Genomic DNA, 21940 nt, shown 5'->3' on the forward strand with positions numbered 1-21940 from the left:
TACTGAAATTATTTTGCAATTTTGTAGAAATAAAGATTAATAGAATAGATTTTATGCTAGCACTTCTCATTAAGGAGTTTAGGACTTTTTTTAGTTCACTTACCGGATATCTTATATTATCGGTATTTTTAATTGCCACCGGATTATTTGTTTGGGTGTTCCCAGGTTCTTCAAATCCGCTCGATTCTGGCTATGCAAATTTGAACATATTGTTCGAAATATCTCCATGGATTTATCTTTTCCTGATTCCTGCCGTTTGCATGCGTTTATTTGCCGATGAGAAAAAACAAGGTACTATCGAGTTGGTGTATACTCGCCCGGTAAGTGAAATGGGAATAATATTGGCAAAGTATTTTGCAGCTTTGCTTGTTGTTATTGTCTCATTATTATTTTGTTTGGTTTATTATTTCTCCATATACAATTTGGGTAGTCCTGTTGGAAGTGTTGATTCAGCTGCTTTTTGGGGCTCTTTTATGGGTTTATTTCTTTTGGCAGCTGTGTATGTGGCAATAGGAATTTTTTGCAGTTCATTAACCGAAAATCAAATTGTTGCATTTTTATCTGCATTGGTACTTAGTTTTATTCTTTTTATAGGATTTGATTATTTAGCAGAGCTTACTATTTTTCAGAATATGCAAACAATAATATACTCTTTGGGAATAAATGAGCATTATCGTTCAGTATCAAGAGGAGTAGTAGATTCTAGAGATCTGATTTATTTTGCAGGTGTAATTGTAGCTTTTCTCTTAATCACAAAAACAGTACTTAAAAGCAGAAAATGGTAAGTCGTAAAATTATGCTTAAAAACAGAAGACAAAAAGACATATTGAATTTAATTATTTCCCTGCTTGCACTATTTGCAGTAATGCAGCTTTTACAATTGTATTTTTTTCGTTGGGATTTAACATCCGAGAAAAAATATTCTCTTTCTGATAATACGAAACAACTTATCGAATCGCTCGATAAAGACTTATTTTTTGAGATCTATTTAGCTGGAGATTTGCCTTATGGATTTGCCAAGTTGCAAAAAGCAAGCATGGAAATGATCGATGAATTTGCTGCTTATTCCAATGTTCATATTTCTTACTCGCTTATAAATCCAAATGATGTAGTAAATCCTAAAAAAAAGAATGAGCTTTTTGAGCAGTTGGTTTCGAGAGGCTTAAAGCCTACCAGCTTGCAGGAAAGAACTACTGATGGCAGCTTAAAACAGAAAATTATAGTTCCAGGTATTATTGTTCATGATAGAGAGAAAGAAACAGCAGTTCATTTGCTTAAAAGTAAAAGCGGAGCTACAGCAGATGAGAACTTAAATCATTCGGTAGAAACTTTAGAATTTGAATTGACAAAAGCTATTCGCTTGCTACAGAATGTGCAGCCAAAGAAAATAGCTTTTTTAACTGGACACGGAGAACTAAACGAATATGAAGTCGCAGATATTACAGCATCCCTTTTACAGAGATATGATGTAAAACGGGTAAATGCCTCAGAATTAAATAAAGAAGGAGCAAATTATTCAGCTCTGGTAATTGCCCAGCCCAGAGAAGAATTCTCTCGCGAAGATAAATATCAGATCGATCAGTATTTAATGGCTGGAGGAAGCATGCTGTGTCTTGTTGATGAGGTAAAGGTTAGTATGGACAGTTTGTCGGTAAAGGAAAGTACAATTGCTTATTACAGTCCGCTTAATATCGAAGATCAGTTGTTTGCTTATGGGGTGAGAGTGAATCCTGATTTGGTAATGGATATTCAGGGGCAATTAATTCCGGTACAGACAGCATTGCCAGGCGAACAAGCAAAATTTACACCTGCTTCGTGGTACTATTGTCCTCTTTTAAACTGTCCCGAAAAACATCCAATTACCCGAAAGTTAAATGTGGTAAAAGCTGAATTTGCAAATTCAATTGATTGGGTGGGAGAGAATAAAAATATCAGTAGAAAAGTACTTTTAAGTAGTTCTAATTATACACGTTTAGAAAAAGTGCCCAGCGTAATTCGCCTCGATATTGTCAATAAAAAACCATTGCCCGAGTATTTTGCTGATGGAAAAAAAAATATTGCAGTTTTACTGGAGGGCAAATTTAAATCGGCATTTAAAAATCGTGCCTGGAAAGGTATCAATCGTAAAACTTTTAAAGAAGAAAGTAAACCTGCTAAAATGATTGTAATATCAGATGGAGATTTAATTAAAAATCGCGTGCGCGGAGTAGGTAAAAACAGACAAATTGAAGCTTTGGGCTACGATAGATACTCACGAAAAACTTATGGCAACCGAAACTTTCTTTTAAACTGTATCGATTATTTATGCGATAATGAAGGGTGGATGAATTTAAGAACAAGAGAAGTGAAATTGCGTTTGCTCGATAAAACGAAGATTCGTTCGGAGCGCATATTTTGGCAAGTAATTAATGTGTTATTGCCTTTGTTTTTATTACTGATTTTCGGATTAATTCGTTTTTATATGCGGAAAAGAAAATTTGCAGGAAATTGATTGTAAATTTTTTATCTTAAATGTTACTTTTGTTGCGAATTACAATGCCATTATGCTGAAATTAAAAGTTGAAAATCATTCGATTTATGATTTTCAAACTATTAGTAGTTTTTTACTTATGCTGTAAAATGGAATTAAAAAATAATTTTGTATATTATCAAAGAAAGACAAAGATTTTTTTTAATTCAAGAGTAAGTACAATCCTTAATAAATTTGTATATTCACCCCTTAATACAAATCTTAATTGCTTATCTTTATTTAAGATTTGAAACACAGAAAATTAGGTAAATTTTTAAATATTATGCAAATGAAATTTGTAGTATCAAGTACAGAATTGTTAAGTCATTTACAAGCTATCAGTAGAGTAATTAGTAGTAAGAATACTTTGCCAATTTTAGATAACTTTTTATTTGAGCTAAAAGATGGCGAATTGGTGGCAACTGCATCTGATTTGGAATCTACATTAATCACCACTATTCCTCTGGAAACTTCGCATGGCGATGGTGTAATTGCTTTTCCGGCTAAAATTTTGACTGATACTTTAAAAGAATTTCCTGAACAACCTCTTACTTTCGATATCGATTCTACCTCTTTAGCGGTTAAGATAACATCGGAAAATGGAGTGTTTAGTATTGTTGGTCAAAATGGAGAGGATTTTCCAAAACTTCCAGAGAAAGAGGAAAGTAGTTTAGTGAATATTACCGTAGAAAGTGATGTATTATTAACGGGAGTTATTAAAACATTATTTGCTACCGCAGATGACGAGCTTCGTCCGGTAATGAATGGTATTTTTGTGGAATTGGGAAATAACGATCTAACATTTGTAGCTTCTGATGCACATAAATTGGTTCGTTACAAGCGTTTGGATGGAAGATCTGATGTTGAATCTTCATTTATACTACCTAAAAAACCAGCTTCTCTTTTACGTAACATTCTTCCGAAAGAAGAAAATCCTGTAAAAGTAGAATTCGATGATAAGAATGCATTCTTTACGCTTTCGAATTACAAATTAATTTGTCGTTTGGTTGAAGGAAATTATCCAAGTTATAATTCGGTTATTCCTAAAAACAATCCTAACGTAATTACTATTGACAGAGTAGAATTGTACAATACATTAAAACGTGTATCAGTATTTTCTAATCCGGCAAGTAACTTAATTAAGTTCGAATTAAAAGCAAACGAACTGGTTGTTTCGGCTCAGGATATAGACTTTTCAATTTCGGCAAGAGAAAGATTGCTTTGTCAGTACGAGGGACAAGAATTAGAAATTGGTTTTAAATCAGTATTCTTATTGGAGATACTTTCAAATATTTCTTCATCGAATGTATTAATCGAATTATCGGATCCAACAAGGGCAGGTATCTTCTTACCTTACGATAATGAAAATGCCGACGAAGATGTCTTGATGTTGTTAATGCCAATGATGATTAACGCATAAACAGAATTAAAATCAAAAAATAAAATATTAAAAACCTAACAGAGAGATTATTTCTGTTAGGTTTTATATTTTTACACAATAAACGAATTCATAAGAAACTGATCAATGAATCTGAATTTAAAAAATCCAATCGCATTTATCGATTTAGAAACAACAGGTATTAATGTTGCAAAAGATCGTATTGTTGAAATTTGTATTGTTAAGGTTGCTCCCAATGGAGAAGAAGAAGTGAAAACTTTTAGGGTTAATCCGGGTATTCCAATTCCTGCGCAGTCGTCGGCTATACATGGTATCAAAGACGAAGATGTAAAAGATGAACCAACTTTTAAGGAGTTAGGTAAAATAATAGCAAAATATTTGGAAGGTTGCGATCTGGCTGGTTATAATTCCAACCGATTCGATTTTCCTCTATTAGCCGAAGAGTTTTTAAGAGCTGATATCGATTTTGATATGAAAAAGAGAAAGTTTGTAGATGTACAGACTATTTTCCATAAAATGGAACAGCGTACCTTAACGGCAGCATATAAATTCTACTGTAATAAAGAGTTAGAAGGTGCTCATGGTGCCGAGGCCGATACAAAAGCCACTTATGAGGTTTTAAAATCGCAATTGGATAAATACGATAATCTGGAAAATGATATAGAGTATTTGGCAACTTTTTCGTCTCAAAATAAAAATGCAGATTTTGCTGGTTTTATTATTATTGATGAGAAAGGTGTTGAGAGATTTAACTTTGGTAAAAATAAAGGCAAGACTGTTGAAGAGGTATTAGACAAACAACCAGGATACTATGGTTGGGTAATGAATAGTGACTTTCCTCTTTATACAAAGAAAATTTTAACGGAAATTAAACTCAGAGGATTCAATAAATAAACTCAATTCTGATATTTAACATTTATATTTTAGAAATATGAAAATTCTAGCAATTGGAAGAAATTATGTGAATCATGCTAAAGAATTAAATAATCCTGTGCCTGCTGAGCCAGTGGTTTTTTCTATGCCCGATTCTGCTTTGTTAAAAAATAATAACGATTTCTATTATCCCGATTTTTCGAAAGATATTCATCACGAGTTAGAATTGGTTATTAAAATCAGTAGGGTAGGTAAAAATATACCCGTAGAATTTGCTCACCGTTACTACGAAGAAGTCGCCTTGGGAATTGATTTTACAGCTCGCGATATTCAGGCCGAATGCAAAAAGAAAGGATTACCCTGGGAAAAGGCAAAGGCATTCGATGGTGCCGCGCCTATTAGTAAGTTTGTTCCAAAAAATAAATTTAAATCGGTAGGTAATCTCAATTTCAATCTCGACATTAACGGAGAAAGAGTGCAAACAGGAAATTCTTCGAATATGATTTTTTCTGTTGATTATTTAATTGCCTACTTATCTCAATTTTTCACCTTAAAAATTGGAGATATGATTTATACAGGAACACCCGAAGGAGTAGGACCTGTAAAAATTGGAGATCATTTGCAAGCTGAACTCGAAGGGGAAAAATTAATGGATTTTTACGTGAAATAAGCTTTATTATTGCTTTTATTCCGTATTTAAGAATTAGCTGGCGGCCATCGACTATTGTTGATGGCCGCTTTTTATAATAGCTTGATATGTAGGGTATTGGGAATTTTGTTCTTCCTTGATATTTTTAAAATTATTAATTTTTAACATATAGTGATAAACCTTAAAGCCCTGAATCTCTTTTAAATCATTGAAACATCATTATCTTTGTCACGATTTTACAACTAAAATACTTTTATGGAGTATCAACATTGGGGCAAGTTGATTCGTGATCGAATTGAAAAATTCGGTGATCGAATTGCAATGCGCTATAAAGATGAAGAGAATGATAAGTGGGTTGGTGTAAGCTGGAATGAGTTTGGTTTACAAATCCGTCAGATATCAAAAGCTCTTATGAAAATGGGTGTTAAAGAGAAGCAATCAGTTGCAATATTCTCACAAAACATGCCTGAATGGATCACCGCCGATTTGGCAATTATGAGTGTAAGAGGTGTTACCGTTCCAATTTATCCTACAAACTCTACTGCCGAAGCAAAATATATTGTCGAAGATTCTGAAACTCAAGTCATATTTGTTGGCGAACAGGAGCAGTATAATCGTGCAATGAAACTTATAAAAGAAGTTTCTCATGTAAAAATGGTTGTTGTTTTCGATAAGAAAACAGAACTTACCGATCATGACAGATCGATGTACTGGGATGAATTTCTGATTTATGGTCAAAATTCCGGAATGGGAAAGGAATTCGACGAACGTTTTTACAGCGGAGAATTCGACGATTTGGCCACATTAATTTATACATCAGGAACTACAGGAGAACCTAAAGGAGTGATGATCGATCACAAAAATATTTCTAGTGTATTGGTTTCACACGATAAGGAGTTAAATGTTTCGGATAAAGATGTTTCGCTAAGTTTTTTGCCTTTAAGTCATGTGTACGAAAGAGGTTGGTGTTTTTTCTGTTTCCATCGCGGAATAGAAGTTTACTTTAATCGCAACCCCAAGAAAATTGCGGAAGTGATGAAGGAAGTAAAGCCAAGCTTAATGTGTACTGTACCCAGGATTTATGAGAAAATTTTCTCTGGAATTAAAGATAAATCGCAGGAAGCTTCCTTTTTTAAGCAAGCATTGCTGAATTGGTCGGTAAAAGTTGGTGCGAAATACTATAATGAATATCGCATGTTCGAAAAAAAGATTCCTGCAATTTTAAATCTTAAGCACAAGCTTGCTGATAAGTTGGTGCTAAGTAAATTGAGAGGTATTTTTGGAGGAAGAATTAAATTTATGCCTTGCGGTGGAGCTCCTCTTTCGATAGATCTTTTGGAGTTTTTCCATTCCATAGGAATTAATGTGAAAGTTGGTTACGGACTTACCGAAACAATGGCTACGGTTAGTTTATATGGAGATAGGAATATTGATTTTGGAACAGCCGGGAATACGATTATTGGTAGTCAGATAAAAATTGGTGCTAATAATGAGATTATGGTAAAAGGTCCTGGTGTTATGCGAGGATATTATAAAAAGCCCGAAGCTACTGCCGAAGTTATGAAAGATGGCTGGTTTTGCACTGGCGATGCGGGTAGAATTGACGAAAATGGATGCTTGGTGATAACAGATCGAATTAAAGATTTGATGAAAACATCGGGAGGAAAATACGTTGCTCCGCAAAAAATTGAAACTACTTTGGTAAACGATCAGTTTATTGAGCAAATAGCAGTAATTGGCGATTGTAGAAAGTTTGTTACTGCATTGGCAGTTCCGGCTTTTGGACCCTTGCAAGCTTATGCAGTTCAGCAGCATATTGTTTTTAATTCTATAGAGGAATTATTAGTAAACTCTCAAATTATTGAGTTTTTCGAGAAACGATTCGAAGAGTTGCAGGAGGAATTTTCAAGATTCGAAAAAGTAAAGAAATTTACTTTGCTTCCTAAAGAATTTACTATTGAAGCTGGCGAAATTACATCTACTTTAAAACTAAAGAGAAAAGTAATTCAGGAAAAATACAATCATCTAATAGAGAAGATGTACAAAGAATAATAAACCCACCAGTTTATTTATTTATAAAAACCCGAAAGAAGAAATTCTCTCGGGTTTTGCATTTTCTTGAATTTTGATGTATTATAATAAACGATATTATCAATATTTGAGATTTTACTGCTACCATTATTTTATTGAGTTTTCTGGGCTATCATTCCAATCCAAGAACTTTTTTTCTCGTAAGGTTTTCCCCGAAGATTAGACCAGTAATCTTTTACCAAAAAGCCATGTTGTTCCATCATATCTATGGCTCTCTTTATGTTGAAATAATGTTTCCAAATGTGATGAGTTCGCCAGCTTCCGTCTTTCAAAACAATTGTATATTTATCTAAACGAACTTTTTCTTTCTTGTATTTAAAATGAGATTGTAGCAATAAATGTTCTTCTTCGTGCCAAAATCCATCTTGTTCGCTAATGTACCATTCCTGTTCTTTTTCCTGATTTTTGAAATAGAACTTTGTAAAGACATCGCAAACTAAATAGCCTCCGGGCTTTAAAGCTTTCTTAACTTTTTTAAGTAGTAAATCTCTATCCTGATGCGAGAGTACACATAAATCACCATAGATAAGTGTTACCACATCAAATTCATTTTCGTAATCAATTTCCAGATAATCCTGACATTTGTATTTAATAGGATAGCCAAATTCCCGGGCTTGATTTTTAGCATACTCAATAGAGTGAGGATTAATATCTATTCCTGTAACATTATAGCCCTGACCAAAGAAATTTTCACTGTATAAACCAGGTCCGCATCCTAAATCCAGTAAATTACTATTTTCGGGAAGTTTTAAATAAGATGTTAGCCAGTTTACTGCCTGAATTACAGAATTGTATTTTCTAGATCCCTGATCTGTCTCATTATCTAAATGTGCGTATAGTAAATGTTCTGATATATATGGATCCTGCCAGAAGTTACCATCATCTTTGGCAAATAATTTTGGTTTTTTTGAGATTTTTTCAAGCTTGGAAAAGTCGATAAAGCCTTCGGCTGAGAATAAATTCATGAGTACTGTTTTTAAAGAGATGTTATGGTTTATGAACCAGACATCTTATCTTTATAATATTTGCTGCAATTTAACTCTATTAATTTCTGATATGCTACTTAAATCAGAAATAAATTCTTTTAGATTTACCGATTCTGCAATTTGAATTGTTAAAAAATAATTTAATTTATTTTCGTCGAAAGAATGTTCTAAATCTATTGTTCGAACAGATATTTTATGTTTTTGTAAGACTGGTAAAAAGTCATTTTGTGAAACTGAGTTTCCACTTGTATAGATATAAAGTCTTTTAATAAATTTACTGGGAAATAGTTTTTTTTCTATAACATCCATTAAAACAAGAGCAAATAGTAGTATTGCAGTTCCCCAAATAACACCTGTATACATTCCGGCACCAATTGTTAAGCCTAAAGCAGCAATTACCCATATCGAAGCTGCAGTGGTAAGACCTTTTACATTAACACCAAATTTCATAATAGCACCGGCACCTAAAAAACCGATTCCCGAAACAACCTGAGCAGCTATTCTTGATGGATCTCCATTCTGGAAATTCTGAAAAGTTTGAGGTATAAATATTGAAAGTAGCATGATAAGAGTTGCTCCCATGCAAATAAGAATGTGAGTTCTTAATCCTGCTGGTTGTTTATGAGTTTCTCTTTCAATACCAATTATTACTCCCACAATAAAACTAATCAGTAATCTAAATAAAATTGTTTTACTGGTAATTTCAGTTTCGTTTATTAGTTGATTCAAAAAATCCATTGTTATCTTTTGTATAAGATGAAAACAGGTTTAGTGTTTTCGTTTAATCATTACATCGTATTTATCGAGATATTGAAAACCCATTTTTTTATAGAGTTTTATGGCAAATTTATTTTGTTCATGTACCTCAAGTTTAATTTGCATATTAACTTTTCGTGCATAGCTGAGTGCCTTTTCCGATAGTAATCTACCATATCCTTTTTGCTGATAACTGGGATGAATTCCTAAATGATGAAGGTATAATCTTCTGGAATCGTTAGTAACCCAACAGGTGCCAATTAATTCATCGGAACTTAGGTCTTCAAGGATCCAGAATTTACCACCTGCTTTAATGCTTTTTTCAATTGTAATAGCCGAATCATCTCTTTTTGCATCGCTTAAGTTGGTAAGTTGCCACAAACCATTTACAGCATCAAAATCATGTTTTTCGTATTCTCTAAGTTTCATCTGATTCATCATCTTCCTCCTTAATCACATAAACTTGTCCTGTTTCGAATCTTATTATCTCAACTTTTGTGTTTTTATCAATAAAGCCATCTTCCGATTTAGCATCGTAAATTTGATTTTCGACAATTACTTTTCCCGAAGGTCGAAGTACGCTCATGGCGAGGCCTTTTTTTCCGATCATATTTCTGGCAGCCATATCAACACCAACATATCCTTCTTCGGTATTTTCAACAGTATTTAAGGCTAAATGACCAAGTAATGAGTTCGATGAAAATAATTTTTTACTCAGGTAAATAGAGCCTACAATTGCTACTAGCATCGAGAAAATAACCAGCAATAATGAAGCAACAATTGCTTTTATGTGTCTTTCTTCGAAATCGAAAGCCACATTATCAACCATACTAAGAGTAAGTCCGGCTATTATAAGTATTGTGCCAGAAACACCGGCGACACCAAAGCCTGGTATTACAAATATTTCTATGGCAAGAAGAATAACTCCTGCAGCAAAAATAATGATCTCCCAGTTTTCGGCCATGCCTTCCAGATAAAGAGGAGAGAAGTATAATACTGCAGCAACTACCGATGCTAAAATTGGAAATCCTATTCCCGGAGTTTGTAGTTCAAAATAGATGCCACCAATAATAATCATGATTAATATTCCCTGAAGAACAGGATTAATCATAAAATCTACGATTTTTTCGATACCTGAAGGTTCGTAGCTTTTTAATGTATATTCTTTAACTCCAGCTTTATCTAAAACTTCGTTTACGCTATTAGCAATTCCTTCGCAATATCCATTTTTAATGGCCTCATCGGGGGTAAAAGTTAGTACTTTGCCGGTATCAATAACATTTTCGATATAAGTTCTGGGGTCTACCATTGCTTCTGCAATTAAGGGATCTCTTCGCCATTTGTAAATGGTATCTCCTTTTTGAACAATAGTATCTTTACCATGCGATTCGGCAGTTGCTCGCATTGTAGAACGCATGTACGATTGGTACTTGTCGGGCATAGCCTGACCAGTTTGATTTACTACCGTTGCAGCTCCAATATTGGCTCCGCTTCGCATGTAAATACTATCGCAGGCAATAGAGATTAATGCACCTGCCGAGGCAGCATTATTATCAATAAAAACATAAATAGGAATAGTGCTGTTTAAAATAGCAGTTCGAATGGAATCAGCATGAATTACCATTCCTCCGTAGGTATTCATGTGAATTAATATGAGATCGGCATTTAATTTGTTGGCTTCCCGAAAGGCATCTTTTGTTTGTCGCCAGGCAGCAGGACCAATTTCCCGTTTAATATCGAACTTGTATACCAGTTTATTGTTTGCTTTGGCAATGCTGTCATTAGTTTCTTGTGCATGCAAGCTAAAACTGAAAAGGATTATGCAAAAAGATAAAAGTATTTTGTGCAGATGGTTCATGTTTATTAGAATTTAATTCTATTCCTAAGATAAAAATTAAGTTTAAAGAAAGCCTTGATTTTACTCGATTTCTTTTTCCCAAATTTTGTCGACAGCCAATGTGCCGGCAACAACAGAAACTATTGCGGCAAAACTAGAAAAGGAGACTCCGCAAAATGGAACAATAAGGCAAAGCGAAAAAACAAATCCGTTGGCAATTACAATTCCTTTGTTTTCTCTCATAAACTGAACACTTTGAGTGACATTTAATTTTTTCCGTTCTAAGGCATAATCCATAAATGAAAATCCATAAAAATATGCCGAGATAATGAAAAGAAATAGGGCTGCAGCCCAACCAATAATTGGTATAAAACTCAAGAAAAATATTAAAACAGTAAATATTAATTCAATAAAAAGATTGCGAACAGCAATAAATACCCCACGAATAATATCGCGAATCAATTGTTTAAATTGGAATGGATATTCGTGACCTGTCTGTATTTTTTCGGTTTGTTCGGAAAGATATGAAAAGACCGGAGACATCAGTATAATAATAATGTATCCTCCAAAATAGGCGAACAGCAGAAAGAATAATACTTTGAAAACTACCCATATAAAACCACCAATTGTAGCTTTCAGAAATTCAGAACCCCAGTAATTGGCATTTTCTAAATTCAACCAGTTTTTTAGAAACAGTTCGGCTTGCTCCGATAAATTACCTATGTAATCCCAACCAATCCAAAAAAGAAGAATATTTAAAAGCACAGGAAAAACAAAGAACCATGCTAATTTTTTTCTAAAAATGTAATTTATGGCTTCGGAATATGTTCGTAAGCCAAATCCAAAATCTTTTAGGAGTTTCATGTTATTTAGTGATAGGAGATATGAGAAATAAGAGTTGGGAAAATATCTTATTATAGTTCACATCTCAGGTTTTAGATATAATTATATATTTTAACAAAAATAAGATTAAATGCGAAATACTAAAAGAACTTAAATCCGAAATCTATTCTCTAATATACAGTTTCATATATCTAACATTTCGCTGCTTTTAATTACCTTTGTGATTCTAAATAACCATTATTGACATTTAATTTTTTAGAAATGCAAAGTTTGACAGCAATTTCGCCGGTTGACGGGCGTTACCGTGACAAAGTAGACGTATTAGGTGAGTATTTTTCGGAGTATGCTTTAGTGCGTTACAGAGTGTTGGTTGAAGTAGAATATTTTATTGCACTTTGCGAAGTACCTCTTCCACAGTTGAAAGATTTTAGCAAAGATCTTTTTACCGATTTGCGCAGTATTTATCTTGATTTTTCGATAGATGATGCTAAAAAAGTAAAAGAGATTGAGAGCGTTACGAATCACGATGTAAAAGCAGTTGAGTATTTTATAAAAGAGAAATTTGATGCTTTAAATCTGCAGCAATACAAAGAGTTTATCCACTTTGGATTAACTTCTCAGGATATCAACAATACAGCAACACCATACTCTTTGCGCGATGCTGTTTATGATGTATATTATCCATTATTGGACCAACTAATTGGAAAGTTAGAAAGTCTCTCTGATGATTGGAAAGAAATTTCTATGCTTGCACGTACTCATGGTCAACCAGCTTCTCCAACTCGTTTGGGTAAAGAAATTCAGGTTTATGTGTACCGATTAAAAAAACAATTGGATTTATTAAAGAGTGTTCCTTGCTCTGCTAAATTTGGTGGTGCAACAGGTAATTTTAATGCGCATCATGTTGCTTATCCAGATGTAAACTGGAAAGAATTTGGTAACCATTTCGTTAATGATATTCTAAAATTAGAAAGAGAAGAGTTAACAACTCAGATTTCTAATTACGATAATATGGGTGCAATTTTCGATAATTTGAAGCGAATTAATACTATTTTGGTTGACTTGAACCGTGATTTCTGGACTTATATTTCCATGAATTATTTCAAGCAAAAAATCAAAAAAGGTGAAGTTGGATCATCGGCTATGCCACACAAAGTAAATCCTATTGATTTTGAAAATTCAGAAGGTAATCTAGGATTGGCTAACGCAACTTTTGAACACCTGGCAGCTAAATTGCCAATTTCACGTTTACAGCGCGACCTTACCGATTCAACTGTTTTAAGAAATATTGGAGTGCCTTTTGCACATACTATTATTGCCTTTAAATCTTTATTAAAAGGTTTAGATAAGCTAATTATTTCGCAAGAAGCTTTCGAAGCCGATTTGGAAGCAAACTGGGCTGTAGTGGCCGAAGCGGTTCAAACAATTCTTCGTCGTGAAGGATATCCAAATCCTTACGAAGCATTAAAAGCTTTAACCAGAACCAATACTCATGTAACAAAAGATAGTATTGCCGAATTTATTGATACTCTTGAGATTAATGATGAGTTAAAAGCACAATTAAAAACAATTAGTCCTGTTAATTACACAGGAATATAGGGAATATTAATAATTGTTAATACCTTGTTTTTAGGCTGTAAGAGTTGTACTTTTACAGCCTATTTTTATTGGGATAACTGAGGTTTTCTCATCAATTTTTTTTCACATATTTAATCATTAATGAAAGATTTTATTAAGATTCTTAAACGATTTTTACCTCCTTATAAGAGTGATTTAATCATGAGTTTTGTTTATAACTTGTTAGCTGCAATTTTTGGCGTGTTTTCTTTTGCTATGATGCAACCTGTTTTGGAAATACTATTTAATATTGCAGAACCAGTAACAGAGCTTGTACCATGGGAATTGACCTTAAATTCGTTTAAAACTAATTTTTACTATTATATTTCTCATGTGAAATCTGATTATGGTGCGGATTCAGCTCTTATTTTTGTAGGTATATTCTTAGTTATTGCAGTTTTTCTAAAGGTGGGGTTTACTTATTTAGGATCATATCATACTGTAGGGCTTAGGAATGGAGTTGTTCGTGATATGAGAAATTTAATCTACGATAAGATTGTGAGTTTGCCTATCCCGTTTTTTACAGAAGAAAAGAAAGGCGATATTATTGCACGGTCAACCGGAGATGTGCAGGAAGTAGAGAATTCCGTAATGAACTCCCTGGATATGTTTCTTAAAAATCCAGTATTAATTATTGTGTCTTTAACAGCAATGATCATAATGAGTCCTCAGCTTACTTTGTTTAGCTTTATTCTTCTTCCTGTCGCCGGATTTATTATTGGAAGAATTGGTCGTAGTTTAAAGAAAACTTCGCGTTTAGGGCAAAATAAGATGGGAGATTTATTATCAACTATTGAAGAAACATTATCTGGTCTTCGAATTATTAAAGCATTTACTGCTGAGGCTAAAGTAACAGATAATTTTAGTGCTGAAAATAATGATTATCGGCGTATCATGAATAGTTTGATGCGTAGAAGAGTATTGGCACATCCAGTTAGCGAGTTTTTAGGAACTATCGTTATTGTAATTGTTTTATGGTATGGCGGGCGTTTAATTTTGAATGGAGATGGAAATCTTAATGGTGCAAGTTTCATGGTTTATTTGGTGTTATTCTATTCTATAATAAATCCAGCGAAAGCATTTTCGAAAGCTTTTTTTAGTATACAAAAAGGTTTAGCAGCAATGGATCGTATCGATCAAATTTTAAAATCGGAATCTACCATTGTAGATAAAAATGATGCCAAAACAGTTGAGAAATTTGAAAATGCCATAGAGTATAAAAATGTATCTTTTTCATATAATGGAGAAAAACGGATTCTAAAAAATATCAATCTGGAAATTCCGAAAGGAAAAACCGTAGCATTAGTTGGTCAGTCGGGTTCGGGTAAAACTACTTTTGTGGATTTATTACCTAGGTTTTATGATGTTAACGAAGGAAGTATTAGTGTTGATGGTGTAGATATTCGAGATTATAAAATGAAAGATCTGCGAAACCTGATGGGAAATGTAAATCAGGAATCGATTCTTTTCAATGATACGATCTTTAATAATATTGCTTTTGGTGTTGATAACGCTAGAATGGAGGATGTTATCGAAGCGGCTAAAATTGCTAATGCTCACAATTTTATTGAAGAAACAGAAGATGGATACAATACTAATATTGGAGATAGAGGGGGTAAACTTTCAGGAGGACAGCGTCAGCGTTTGAGTATTGCCCGAGCGGTGCTTAAAAATCCTCCTATTATGATTTTAGATGAGGCTACCTCGGCATTGGATACCGAATCGGAAAGATTGGTACAGGATGCACTTGACAAATTAATGCAAAACAGAACATCGCTTGTAATTGCTCATCGCTTGTCGACAGTTAAGAATGCCGATTTAATTTGCGTATTTCATGAAGGAGAAATTGTTGAACGTGGAAAACACGATGACTTAATTGCAAAAAATGGAGCTTATAAAAAGTTGTATGATATGCAGATGTTGTAAGAAATAATAGTAAGATATAAGAGAAAGATGAATCGGTTTACTGGTTCATCTTTTTTTATATAATACTAAGCTTTAATGAAACGAGTGTTTAATTTTATCGTGCAAATAATTGATAATTTATTTCTTATATACTTAGTACTTTGATGTTATCTCGAAAACTTTTAGTGCAGATCTCAAAAAAGAAGACCTCTACAATCAAAAAAAATATAAACGAAGATTTTTATGACAGCAAAACAATTATGTGGAATTTGAAGATCATAGCTCGAATTAAATTGATCCTGGGGTAGTTAAGCTGTTTTTGATCTTTTTTTTAATGTATAAAAAAACCTTTCGAAAAAATCGAAAGGTTTTTGTTGCACGGGAGGAGAGACTCGAACTCCCGACACCTGGTTTTGGAGACCAGTGCTCTGCCAACTGAGCTACACCCGTATTTGTCTTTGCTATCTGCTCATTGATACTTATCAAGATAAGCTGTAAGCTTGTGTTTTCGGCAACTTTAATAGTATGCCTTCCTTAAAAGTCTGCGACAAAAGTAGAACAATTTTTTTTATCTGCAAGTTCTTTATCATGCTAAATTAAATAATTTGTGATGTCTTATTTTCTCTTTGTTTGCAGCATGTTCAGAATGAGCTGATTGTCTTTGTAATGTTTTTTTGTAAGATTGTAAATAAATTTCTGCATAATTTTTAAAAATGTAGTAAATTATATGATATGCTTATTAATTCGAAAAATGTAATGCTATGAAGAGTACAAAAAAAGAATATTCGAACGGTGAAGTAACAGTTGTTTATGATTCGGAATTGTGTATCCATTCTGGTGAATGTTTTAAAGGATTACCTCTTGTTTTTCAACCAGGAACCCGGCCATGGATTAAAATGAAGGGATCCGATACAGAATCAATTATTAAGCAAGTACAGAAATGCCCTTCGCGAGCTTTATCATTTTATATGAACAGTCCAGAAACAAGTGAGAAAGATAAAGGGCTGGTAAAAGCTTTGGAGACAGGTAGAAATGTTGAGCTTATGAAAAATGGTCCATTAATGGTTGAAGGTCCGATTACTTTAATTCGTTCCGATGGAAAACGAGAAGCTTTGGAAAAGGCATCTTATTTTTGCAGATGTGGTGCTTCGAAAAATAAGCCATTTTGCGATGGTTCGCATCGGGATGTAGGATTTAAAGAATAAAAAAACGGAGCTAATTAGCTCCGTTTCTGTTCGAGGATTACCTCTTTTCTTTATATTTTAGAATTTGGCTTCGAAGTGCTTCTGCTACCAAATCTGTTGCTTCTTCAAATGTTTTGCTTTTCTTTTTTGCAAATAGTTCGTTTCCGGGAACATTCATTTTAACCTCAACAACTTTATTTTCTTTATTACTTGCTTTGTCTATATTTAAAATTACTTCGTAAGTTGTAATTTTATTTTCAAACTTCTCTAACTTCCTTAACTTCTGGTTGATGAAGGCTTCCAACTTACTATCTGCTTTAAAACCTACGGATTGCATTTTCATATTCATTACAATTCCTCCTATATTTTAATATACACGCGAGTGTATGAGTTAATATTTTGATAAATATAAACCGGTTATTATGATTTGCGCATGTTTGGCTTCGTTAAGCCCAGTTGATTAATCTTTCTAGTTTGAAAATAAGTAAAAAAAATAAGTTTACGAAATGAAACAGGCGATTTTATTGAAGTTTAACAAATTTTAAAATTCAAGGTGTTCAAAATAAGGCATATAAAATTTTGTTTTTTTTTGTGATCTGTAATGTTTGTTTGAAGTAAATTTTAATATTGATTTATTGTTTAACTATTTTTAACAATATCTGGGTAATATAAATGCAGAATGTGCTTTTTAATTAGAAGTTATTTAAAAAGGTAAATAATCTTATTCTCAAGATTTTTACAAAATTAAGATTGCTTTATATTACAATAAAAAAAACCTGCCAGCACTTTTTACTGACAGGTTTCCTACTTAACTAATCTATAAAACTAACGGCTATTTTTTGAACATCTCGAGAATTACATCCTACATATATATAGTAAGTGCCAGATTCGAAAAGAAATTCTCCCTCAGGAGAATAATACCCAAAGTCCTTTTTATTTAGTTCAAAAGTGATTCTTTTCTCTTCTTTTGAGGCAAGCTTAACTTTTTGGAATGCTTTTAACTCTTTTACAGGACGTGCGTAGGTTGCAGCTGGATCCTGAATATAAACCTGTACGGTTTCTTCTCCAGTGAATTTACCTGTATTCGATAGAATCAGATTTAAATGGACCGATTCTTTTTTAGTATAAGATTCCTTGTCTGCCTTAACAGTTCCGTAGGTGAAGTTTGTATAGCTTAAGCCATATCCGAAAGGATAAAGCGGCGTATTTGGAGCATCGGTGTAATGAGACCAAAATACATTTCCGCTGCTGTTAGGTCGTCCGGTATTCATGTGATTGTAGTAAATCGGACATTGTCCAACATTTCGAGGGAAAGACATAGTTAGTTTTCCTGATGGATTAAAATCGCCGAACAAAATATCGGCAATAGCATTTCCAGCTTCGCTTCCAGCAAACCAGGTTTCTAATATAGCATCAGCTTTTTGAGCAATTTCAGGTATTGCTATGGGGCGGCCATTCATTAAAACAACTATAATCTTTTTATTTAGTTTACTGATTTTTTTAAAAAGTTCCATTTGTGTACCTTTCAATTGAATATCAGTTTGACTGCGTCCTTCTCCAGTTTGAAAACAATCTTCACCTAATGCTAATATAACTACATCTGATTTTTTAGCGGCATTTACAGCTTTATCTATTTCTCGTTTATTAATTGTATTGGAAAAGTTTAATTCTGCACGAAAATCTCTGGTTCCTATGGCAAGATCGCATCCTTTGGCATAATTAATTTTAGTATTTGATGAAACTGTATTCTTAATTCCTTCTAATAATGAAACTGCCGAATTTTTAACAGCCTGAGCTCTCCAACTTCCCAGAGGTGTGTTTTTGTCTTTTGCCAAAGGACCTATTATGGCAATAGATTTGACTTGTTTTGAAATAGGCAATAGTTGTTCATTATTTTTAAGTAGAACCATAGAATGACGTGCTATTTTTCTTGCCATATCACGACTTTCTTTACTGTTGATTACTTCTTTTTCGCGTTTAGGATTTGAATATTTATAAGGATTTTCGAATAAGCCCAGTTTATATTTTACTTTTAAGATTCTTCTGGCTGCATCTTCAATTACACTTTCTTTAACTTTACCTTCTTCAACCAATTCTTTTAAATAGGGCAGATAAGCATTCGATTCCATGTCCATATCCGAACCCGCATTAATGGCTAATTGTGCTGCCTGTTTTAGATCTTCGGCAGCCCCATGGTAGGCAATTTCTTTAATACTGCCCCAATCGGAAACTACATAACCGTCGAAGCCCCATTTATCTTTTAATAAGTTTCGCTGAAGATATGGGTTTGCAGTTGCAGGTGTACCATTTATCAGGTTAAATGAATTCATGAAGGTACTCACGCCATTTTTGGCTACCGCTTTAAAGGGTGGTAATACCATGTTATGAAGTGTGTATGTTCCAATATCAACGGTATTGTATTCCTTTCCGGCTTCAACATACGCATAGCCAGCAAAATGTTTGGCACAGGCAGCAATGGTATTTTCTTTCGAGAGGTCGTCGCCTTCGAATCCCTGAATTCTGGCAACTGATAATAAACTTGCCAGATAAGGATCTTCTCCACAACCTTCCATTACGCGTCCCCATCGGGCATCACTTCCAACATCCATCATGGGAGCAAAAGTCCAGTGTAAACCCGCTGCTGTAGCTTCTTTTGCAGCAAGACGAGAAGCTAGTTTTGAGATTTCAGTATCCCAGGCACAGGCTTCGCCCAAAGGAATTGGGGCCATTGTTTTGTATCCATGAATTACATCGTATCCAAAAATTAAAGGAATTCCTAAGCGACTATTTTCTACGGCTAGTTTTTGAGCTTCGTAAGTGGCTTTAGCACCATAAACATTAAGCATGGAACCTACGCGACCGTTTTTTATGTCTTCTAAACGTTTTTGGGCAGACGAATTTTTAGGAGCCGGACCAGTCATTTCCCAATAGCTGGTATATTGGTTCATCTGACCAATTTTTTCTTCCAAAGTCATTTTTGAAAGAAGTTCATCAACAAACTGATCTGATTTATCTACTATATTTTCTTTAGTACACGACAATAATAGCAGGAGAAAAGCACCCCAAATAGTTATGTATTTTTTCATTTTCGTTTTTTTAGGCTATTCTACTTTAATATCAATAGATTGGTATATATTACGAGAGGATGTTCCAATCAAAAATTGGAATTCTCCTTTTTCTAGTTTCCAATTCATATTGGTATCGTCGAAGAAGGATAGTTTTTTTACCGGTATTTTTATTTGAATGGTTTTACTTTCTCCTGCCCGTAAATTTATTTTTTTAAATCCTTTTAATTCTTTTGAAGGTCTTAAAACCGAGGATGATTTGTCCTTAGCATAAATCTGAATTGTTTCTTTTCCGTCTACTTTTCCAGTATTTTTAATTTCACAGGATATGCTTATGGTGTCGTTGGAATGATATGTGTTTTTATCGCTAGAAGTATTTGTAATATCAAAATTAGTGTAGGAAAGGCCAAAGCCAAATTCGAATAATGGCTTTATATTTTTTGTGTCGTGCCAGCGGTATCCAACTAAAATATCTTCTTTGTATTCCTGATTTTTTCCATCTCCAGGATAGGACAATTTACCGAAAGAATGAGCAGCATTGTCTTCTAGTTTTACAGGAAAAGTAAATGGTAGTTTTCCCGATGGATTTACATCTCCGGAAATAATATCGGCAATAGCATGTCCGGCTTCGCTACCTAAATACCAAACCTGAGCAATGGCTTTAACTTTTGATATCCATGGCATTTCTACCGCATTTCCACTTACCAGAATAAGGGCGGTGTTTTTGTTTACTTTTAAAATCTCTGAAAGTAATTTTTCCTGTTCAAAAGGAAGTTCAAACTGCAGTCTGTCATCGCCTTCGCAGTCTTGGTGATGGTTTTTGTTTAATCCCCCAACATATAGAACCATATCAGCTTGACTGGCAATTTTAACAGCTTGAGAGCGAAGTGATTTAGCGTTTAGTTTTGATGGAATTACACGTCCATAAACCGAAGGACCTGAAGAATATCCCATTGCATGAAGAATGTTAGCATTGGTAAAACGTTCCTGAAATCCCTGTAAAGGTGAAATTTCATGAATGGTTTTTAATTCAGAAGATCCGCCTCCCAGGGTCATTACTTTTGTGGCATTTTCACCAATAATAGCTATTGTTTTTGTTGTTTTTGGATCGATAGGAAAGAAGTTGTCCTCATTTTTTAAAAGTACGATTCCTTCTTGAGCGATTTCTCGGGCTATATCAAAATGTTCCTGGCTATTCATGCTACCAAAAGGTCTTGATTTGTTCATACTTGTTCTGAACATCAGGCGAAGAATTCTTCTTACTTTATCATCGACTACACTTTCTTCAATTTCTCCATTTTCAATCATTTTGCGCAAGGGGTTGGCAAGATAATAATTGTCGTAAGCATTTTTTGATGAGCTGGTTAATCCATCGGTTCCAGTTCCCATTTCTATGTCTAAACCATAAAGAGCCGCTTGTTTGGTGTTGTGGGTTGCTCCCCAGTCTGTAATTAAAGTTCCATCAAAAGCCCAGTCTTTTTTCAGAATTTTATTCACCAATAGTTCGTTATGGCAGCAATATTGACCTCGAAATTGATTGTAGGCACCCATTATTGACCATACTTTTCCTTCCTGAACTGCTGCTTTAAAAGCAGGCAGATAGATTTCATATAAAGCTCTGTCGCTTAATTCTACATTAATATGATCTCGCCAGTGCTCCTGATTGTTTAGTACGTAATGTTTTACGCAGGCGGCAACACCATTTTCCTGTACTCCATGAATATAAGGAACTACCATTTTAGAAGCTAAATATGGGTCTTCACCCATGTATTCGAAGTTTCGACCATTTAAAGGAGTGCGATAGATGTTAACACCTGGTCCTAAAAGCACATCTTTTTTACGATATCGGGCTTCCTGTCCAATTGCTTTCCCATACTTATAGGATAGGTCTGGATTAAAAGTTGCAGCAAGACAAGTAAGAGCGGGGAACGCTGTACATGAGTCATTTGTCCATTGTGCATGATTCCAGGTATCCCATTCTATTTCAGCTCTTACTCCATGAGGTCCGTCTGACATCCATAATTCAGGAATTCCTAACCGAGCTACACCTTTAGAACTAAATTTGGATTGTGCATGGCACATATCGAGCTTTTCCTTTAAGGTAAGCTGTTTTATGATTTCTTCGATTTTTTTATCCATTGATTCGGAATTATTTTGTGCTATTAATGGATTTATAAAAACACAAGCTGAAAAGAGCGAAATGAAGAATAGTTTTTTCATAGAGTT

At 34.0% G+C, this 21940-nt stretch carries 17 protein-coding genes and 1 tRNA gene; 9 read left to right on the forward strand and 9 right to left on the reverse strand.

The features are described 5' to 3' along the window. Positions 1 to 53: 53 nt before the first annotated feature. From gldF to ACT3CE_RS12355, 6 genes are all read left to right on the forward strand, one after another. Positions 54 to 785 (forward strand): gliding motility-associated ABC transporter permease subunit GldF, encoded by a 732-nt coding sequence (gene gldF / locus ACT3CE_RS12330; protein WP_444710069.1) that lies wholly within the window; start codon positions 54 to 56, stop codon positions 783 to 785. Continuing rightward, complete coding sequence (gene gldG, locus ACT3CE_RS12335) at positions 779 to 2491, forward strand: gliding motility-associated ABC transporter substrate-binding protein GldG (protein WP_444710070.1); 1713 nt, start codon at positions 779 to 781, stop codon at positions 2489 to 2491. Before gldF ends, gldG begins: the two co-directional genes overlap by 7 nt. 307 nt (positions 2492 to 2798) lie before the next feature. Further along, on the forward strand, positions 2799 to 3929 hold the full coding sequence (gene dnaN / locus ACT3CE_RS12340) for a DNA polymerase III subunit beta (RefSeq protein ID WP_320120466.1): 1131 nt from the start codon (positions 2799 to 2801) through the stop codon (positions 3927 to 3929). Between the two features lie 105 nt (positions 3930 to 4034). After that, entirely contained in the window at positions 4035 to 4802 is a 768-nt protein-coding gene (locus ACT3CE_RS12345; protein ID WP_444710071.1) for an exonuclease domain-containing protein, read from the forward strand. 37 nt (positions 4803 to 4839) lie between these two features. Beyond that, a complete protein-coding gene (locus ACT3CE_RS12350; RefSeq protein ID WP_444710072.1) occupies positions 4840 to 5451 on the forward strand; it encodes a fumarylacetoacetate hydrolase family protein in 612 nt (203 codons plus the stop codon). A gap of 234 nt (positions 5452 to 5685) precedes the next feature. Then, positions 5686 to 7482 carry an AMP-dependent synthetase/ligase gene (locus ACT3CE_RS12355; RefSeq protein ID WP_444710073.1) on the forward strand — a complete coding sequence of 599 codons (1797 nt, stop codon included), beginning with the start codon at positions 5686 to 5688 and terminating at the stop codon, positions 7480 to 7482. Between the two features lie 131 nt (positions 7483 to 7613). On the opposite strand, the gene ACT3CE_RS12360 is transcribed toward ACT3CE_RS12355, so the two are convergent. Genes ACT3CE_RS12360 through ACT3CE_RS12380 form a run of 5 tightly spaced genes read right to left on the reverse strand, consistent with a single transcriptional unit; the run spans position 7614 to position 11964 of the window. Further along, a complete protein-coding gene (locus ACT3CE_RS12360) occupies positions 7614 to 8486 on the reverse strand; it encodes a class I SAM-dependent methyltransferase (RefSeq protein ID WP_444710074.1) in 873 nt (290 codons plus the stop codon). A 51-nt stretch (positions 8487 to 8537) separates the two neighbouring features. Then, complete coding sequence (locus tag ACT3CE_RS12365) at positions 8538 to 9236, reverse strand: MgtC/SapB family protein (RefSeq protein ID WP_444710075.1); 699 nt, start codon at positions 9234 to 9236, stop codon at positions 8538 to 8540. Positions 9237 to 9275: 39 nt separating this feature from the next. Further along, on the reverse strand, positions 9276 to 9692 hold the full coding sequence (locus tag ACT3CE_RS12370) for a GNAT family N-acetyltransferase (RefSeq protein ID WP_444710076.1): 417 nt from the start codon (positions 9690 to 9692) through the stop codon (positions 9276 to 9278). Further along, complete coding sequence (locus tag ACT3CE_RS12375; protein WP_444710077.1) at positions 9682 to 11121, reverse strand: NfeD family protein; 1440 nt, start codon at positions 11119 to 11121, stop codon at positions 9682 to 9684. The genes ACT3CE_RS12370 and ACT3CE_RS12375 overlap by 11 nt, the downstream gene beginning before the upstream one ends. Positions 11122 to 11181: 60 nt before the next feature. Next, positions 11182 to 11964, reverse strand: a complete 783-nt coding sequence (locus ACT3CE_RS12380; RefSeq protein ID WP_444710078.1) for an EI24 domain-containing protein — start codon at positions 11962 to 11964, stop codon at positions 11182 to 11184. A gap of 240 nt (positions 11965 to 12204) precedes the next feature. Here ACT3CE_RS12380 and purB point away from each other — a divergent pair, with 240 nt between their 5' ends. Beyond that, positions 12205 to 13542, forward strand: a complete 1338-nt coding sequence (gene purB, locus ACT3CE_RS12385; RefSeq protein WP_444710079.1) for an adenylosuccinate lyase — start codon at positions 12205 to 12207, stop codon at positions 13540 to 13542. Positions 13543 to 13662: 120 nt separating this feature from the next. Further along, positions 13663 to 15486, forward strand: coding sequence for an ABC transporter ATP-binding protein (locus ACT3CE_RS12390; RefSeq protein WP_444710080.1), 1824 nt, complete (start codon positions 13663 to 13665; stop codon positions 15484 to 15486). Positions 15487 to 15842: 356 nt separating this feature from the next. Here the strand turns inward: ACT3CE_RS12390 and ACT3CE_RS12395 are convergent. Beyond that, positions 15843 to 15915 (reverse strand) — tRNA-Trp (locus ACT3CE_RS12395). Positions 15916 to 16226: 311 nt separating this feature from the next. Between ACT3CE_RS12395 and ACT3CE_RS12400 the strand changes: the two genes are divergently transcribed. Then, on the forward strand, positions 16227 to 16670 hold the full coding sequence (locus ACT3CE_RS12400) for a (4Fe-4S)-binding protein (RefSeq protein ID WP_444710081.1): 444 nt from the start codon (positions 16227 to 16229) through the stop codon (positions 16668 to 16670). Positions 16671 to 16707: 37 nt separating this feature from the next. Here the strand turns inward: ACT3CE_RS12400 and hpf are convergent, their stop codons facing one another. The 3 genes from hpf to ACT3CE_RS12415 form a co-directional block, all read right to left on the reverse strand. Next, the gene (gene hpf / locus ACT3CE_RS12405) at positions 16708 to 16992 is read right to left on the reverse strand and encodes a ribosome hibernation-promoting factor, HPF/YfiA family (protein ID WP_444710082.1); all 285 of its coding nucleotides are present in this window, start codon (positions 16990 to 16992) and stop codon (positions 16708 to 16710) included. 469 nt (positions 16993 to 17461) lie between these two features. Further along, a complete protein-coding gene (gene bglX / locus ACT3CE_RS12410; RefSeq protein ID WP_444710083.1) occupies positions 17462 to 19735 on the reverse strand; it encodes a beta-glucosidase BglX in 2274 nt (757 codons plus the stop codon). 15 nt (positions 19736 to 19750) lie between these two features. Next, complete coding sequence (locus tag ACT3CE_RS12415) at positions 19751 to 21934, reverse strand: beta-glucosidase (protein WP_444710084.1); 2184 nt, start codon at positions 21932 to 21934, stop codon at positions 19751 to 19753. Positions 21935 to 21940 lie beyond the last annotated feature (6 nt).

This window comes from Marinifilum sp. RC60d5 (genome assembly GCF_052400665.1).
GTDB lineage: Bacteria > Bacteroidota > Bacteroidia > Bacteroidales > Marinifilaceae > JBQTGK01.

What these genes read in the sequence shown, in the direction of transcription:
- ACT3CE_RS12400 (WP_444710081.1), top strand. Translation starts at nt 16,227, where the DNA reads ATGAAGAGTACAAAAAAAGAATATTCGAACGGTGAAGTAACAGTTGTT.
- ACT3CE_RS12380 (WP_444710078.1), bottom strand. Translation starts at nt 11,964, where the DNA reads ATGAAACTCCTAAAAGATTTTGGATTTGGCTTACGAACATATTCCGAA.
- ACT3CE_RS12390 (WP_444710080.1), top strand. Translation starts at nt 13,663, where the DNA reads ATGAAAGATTTTATTAAGATTCTTAAACGATTTTTACCTCCTTATAAG.
- ACT3CE_RS12415 (WP_444710084.1), bottom strand. Translation starts at nt 21,934, where the DNA reads ATGAAAAAACTATTCTTCATTTCGCTCTTTTCAGCTTGTGTTTTTATA.
- hpf (WP_444710082.1), bottom strand. Translation starts at nt 16,992, where the DNA reads ATGAAAATGCAATCCGTAGGTTTTAAAGCAGATAGTAAGTTGGAAGCC.
- gldG (WP_444710070.1), top strand. Translation starts at nt 779, where the DNA reads ATGGTAAGTCGTAAAATTATGCTTAAAAACAGAAGACAAAAAGACATA.
- ACT3CE_RS12370 (WP_444710076.1), bottom strand. Translation starts at nt 9,692, where the DNA reads ATGAAACTTAGAGAATACGAAAAACATGATTTTGATGCTGTAAATGGT.
- bglX (WP_444710083.1), bottom strand. Translation starts at nt 19,735, where the DNA reads ATGAAAAAATACATAACTATTTGGGGTGCTTTTCTCCTGCTATTATTG.
- dnaN (WP_320120466.1), top strand. Translation starts at nt 2,799, where the DNA reads ATGAAATTTGTAGTATCAAGTACAGAATTGTTAAGTCATTTACAAGCT.
- gldF (WP_444710069.1), top strand. Translation starts at nt 54, where the DNA reads ATGCTAGCACTTCTCATTAAGGAGTTTAGGACTTTTTTTAGTTCACTT.
- purB (WP_444710079.1), top strand. Translation starts at nt 12,205, where the DNA reads ATGCAAAGTTTGACAGCAATTTCGCCGGTTGACGGGCGTTACCGTGAC.
- ACT3CE_RS12350 (WP_444710072.1), top strand. Translation starts at nt 4,840, where the DNA reads ATGAAAATTCTAGCAATTGGAAGAAATTATGTGAATCATGCTAAAGAA.
- ACT3CE_RS12375 (WP_444710077.1), bottom strand. Translation starts at nt 11,121, where the DNA reads ATGAACCATCTGCACAAAATACTTTTATCTTTTTGCATAATCCTTTTC.
- ACT3CE_RS12345 (WP_444710071.1), top strand. Translation starts at nt 4,035, where the DNA reads ATGAATCTGAATTTAAAAAATCCAATCGCATTTATCGATTTAGAAACA.
- ACT3CE_RS12360 (WP_444710074.1), bottom strand. Translation starts at nt 8,486, where the DNA reads ATGAATTTATTCTCAGCCGAAGGCTTTATCGACTTTTCCAAGCTTGAA.
- ACT3CE_RS12355 (WP_444710073.1), top strand. Translation starts at nt 5,686, where the DNA reads ATGGAGTATCAACATTGGGGCAAGTTGATTCGTGATCGAATTGAAAAA.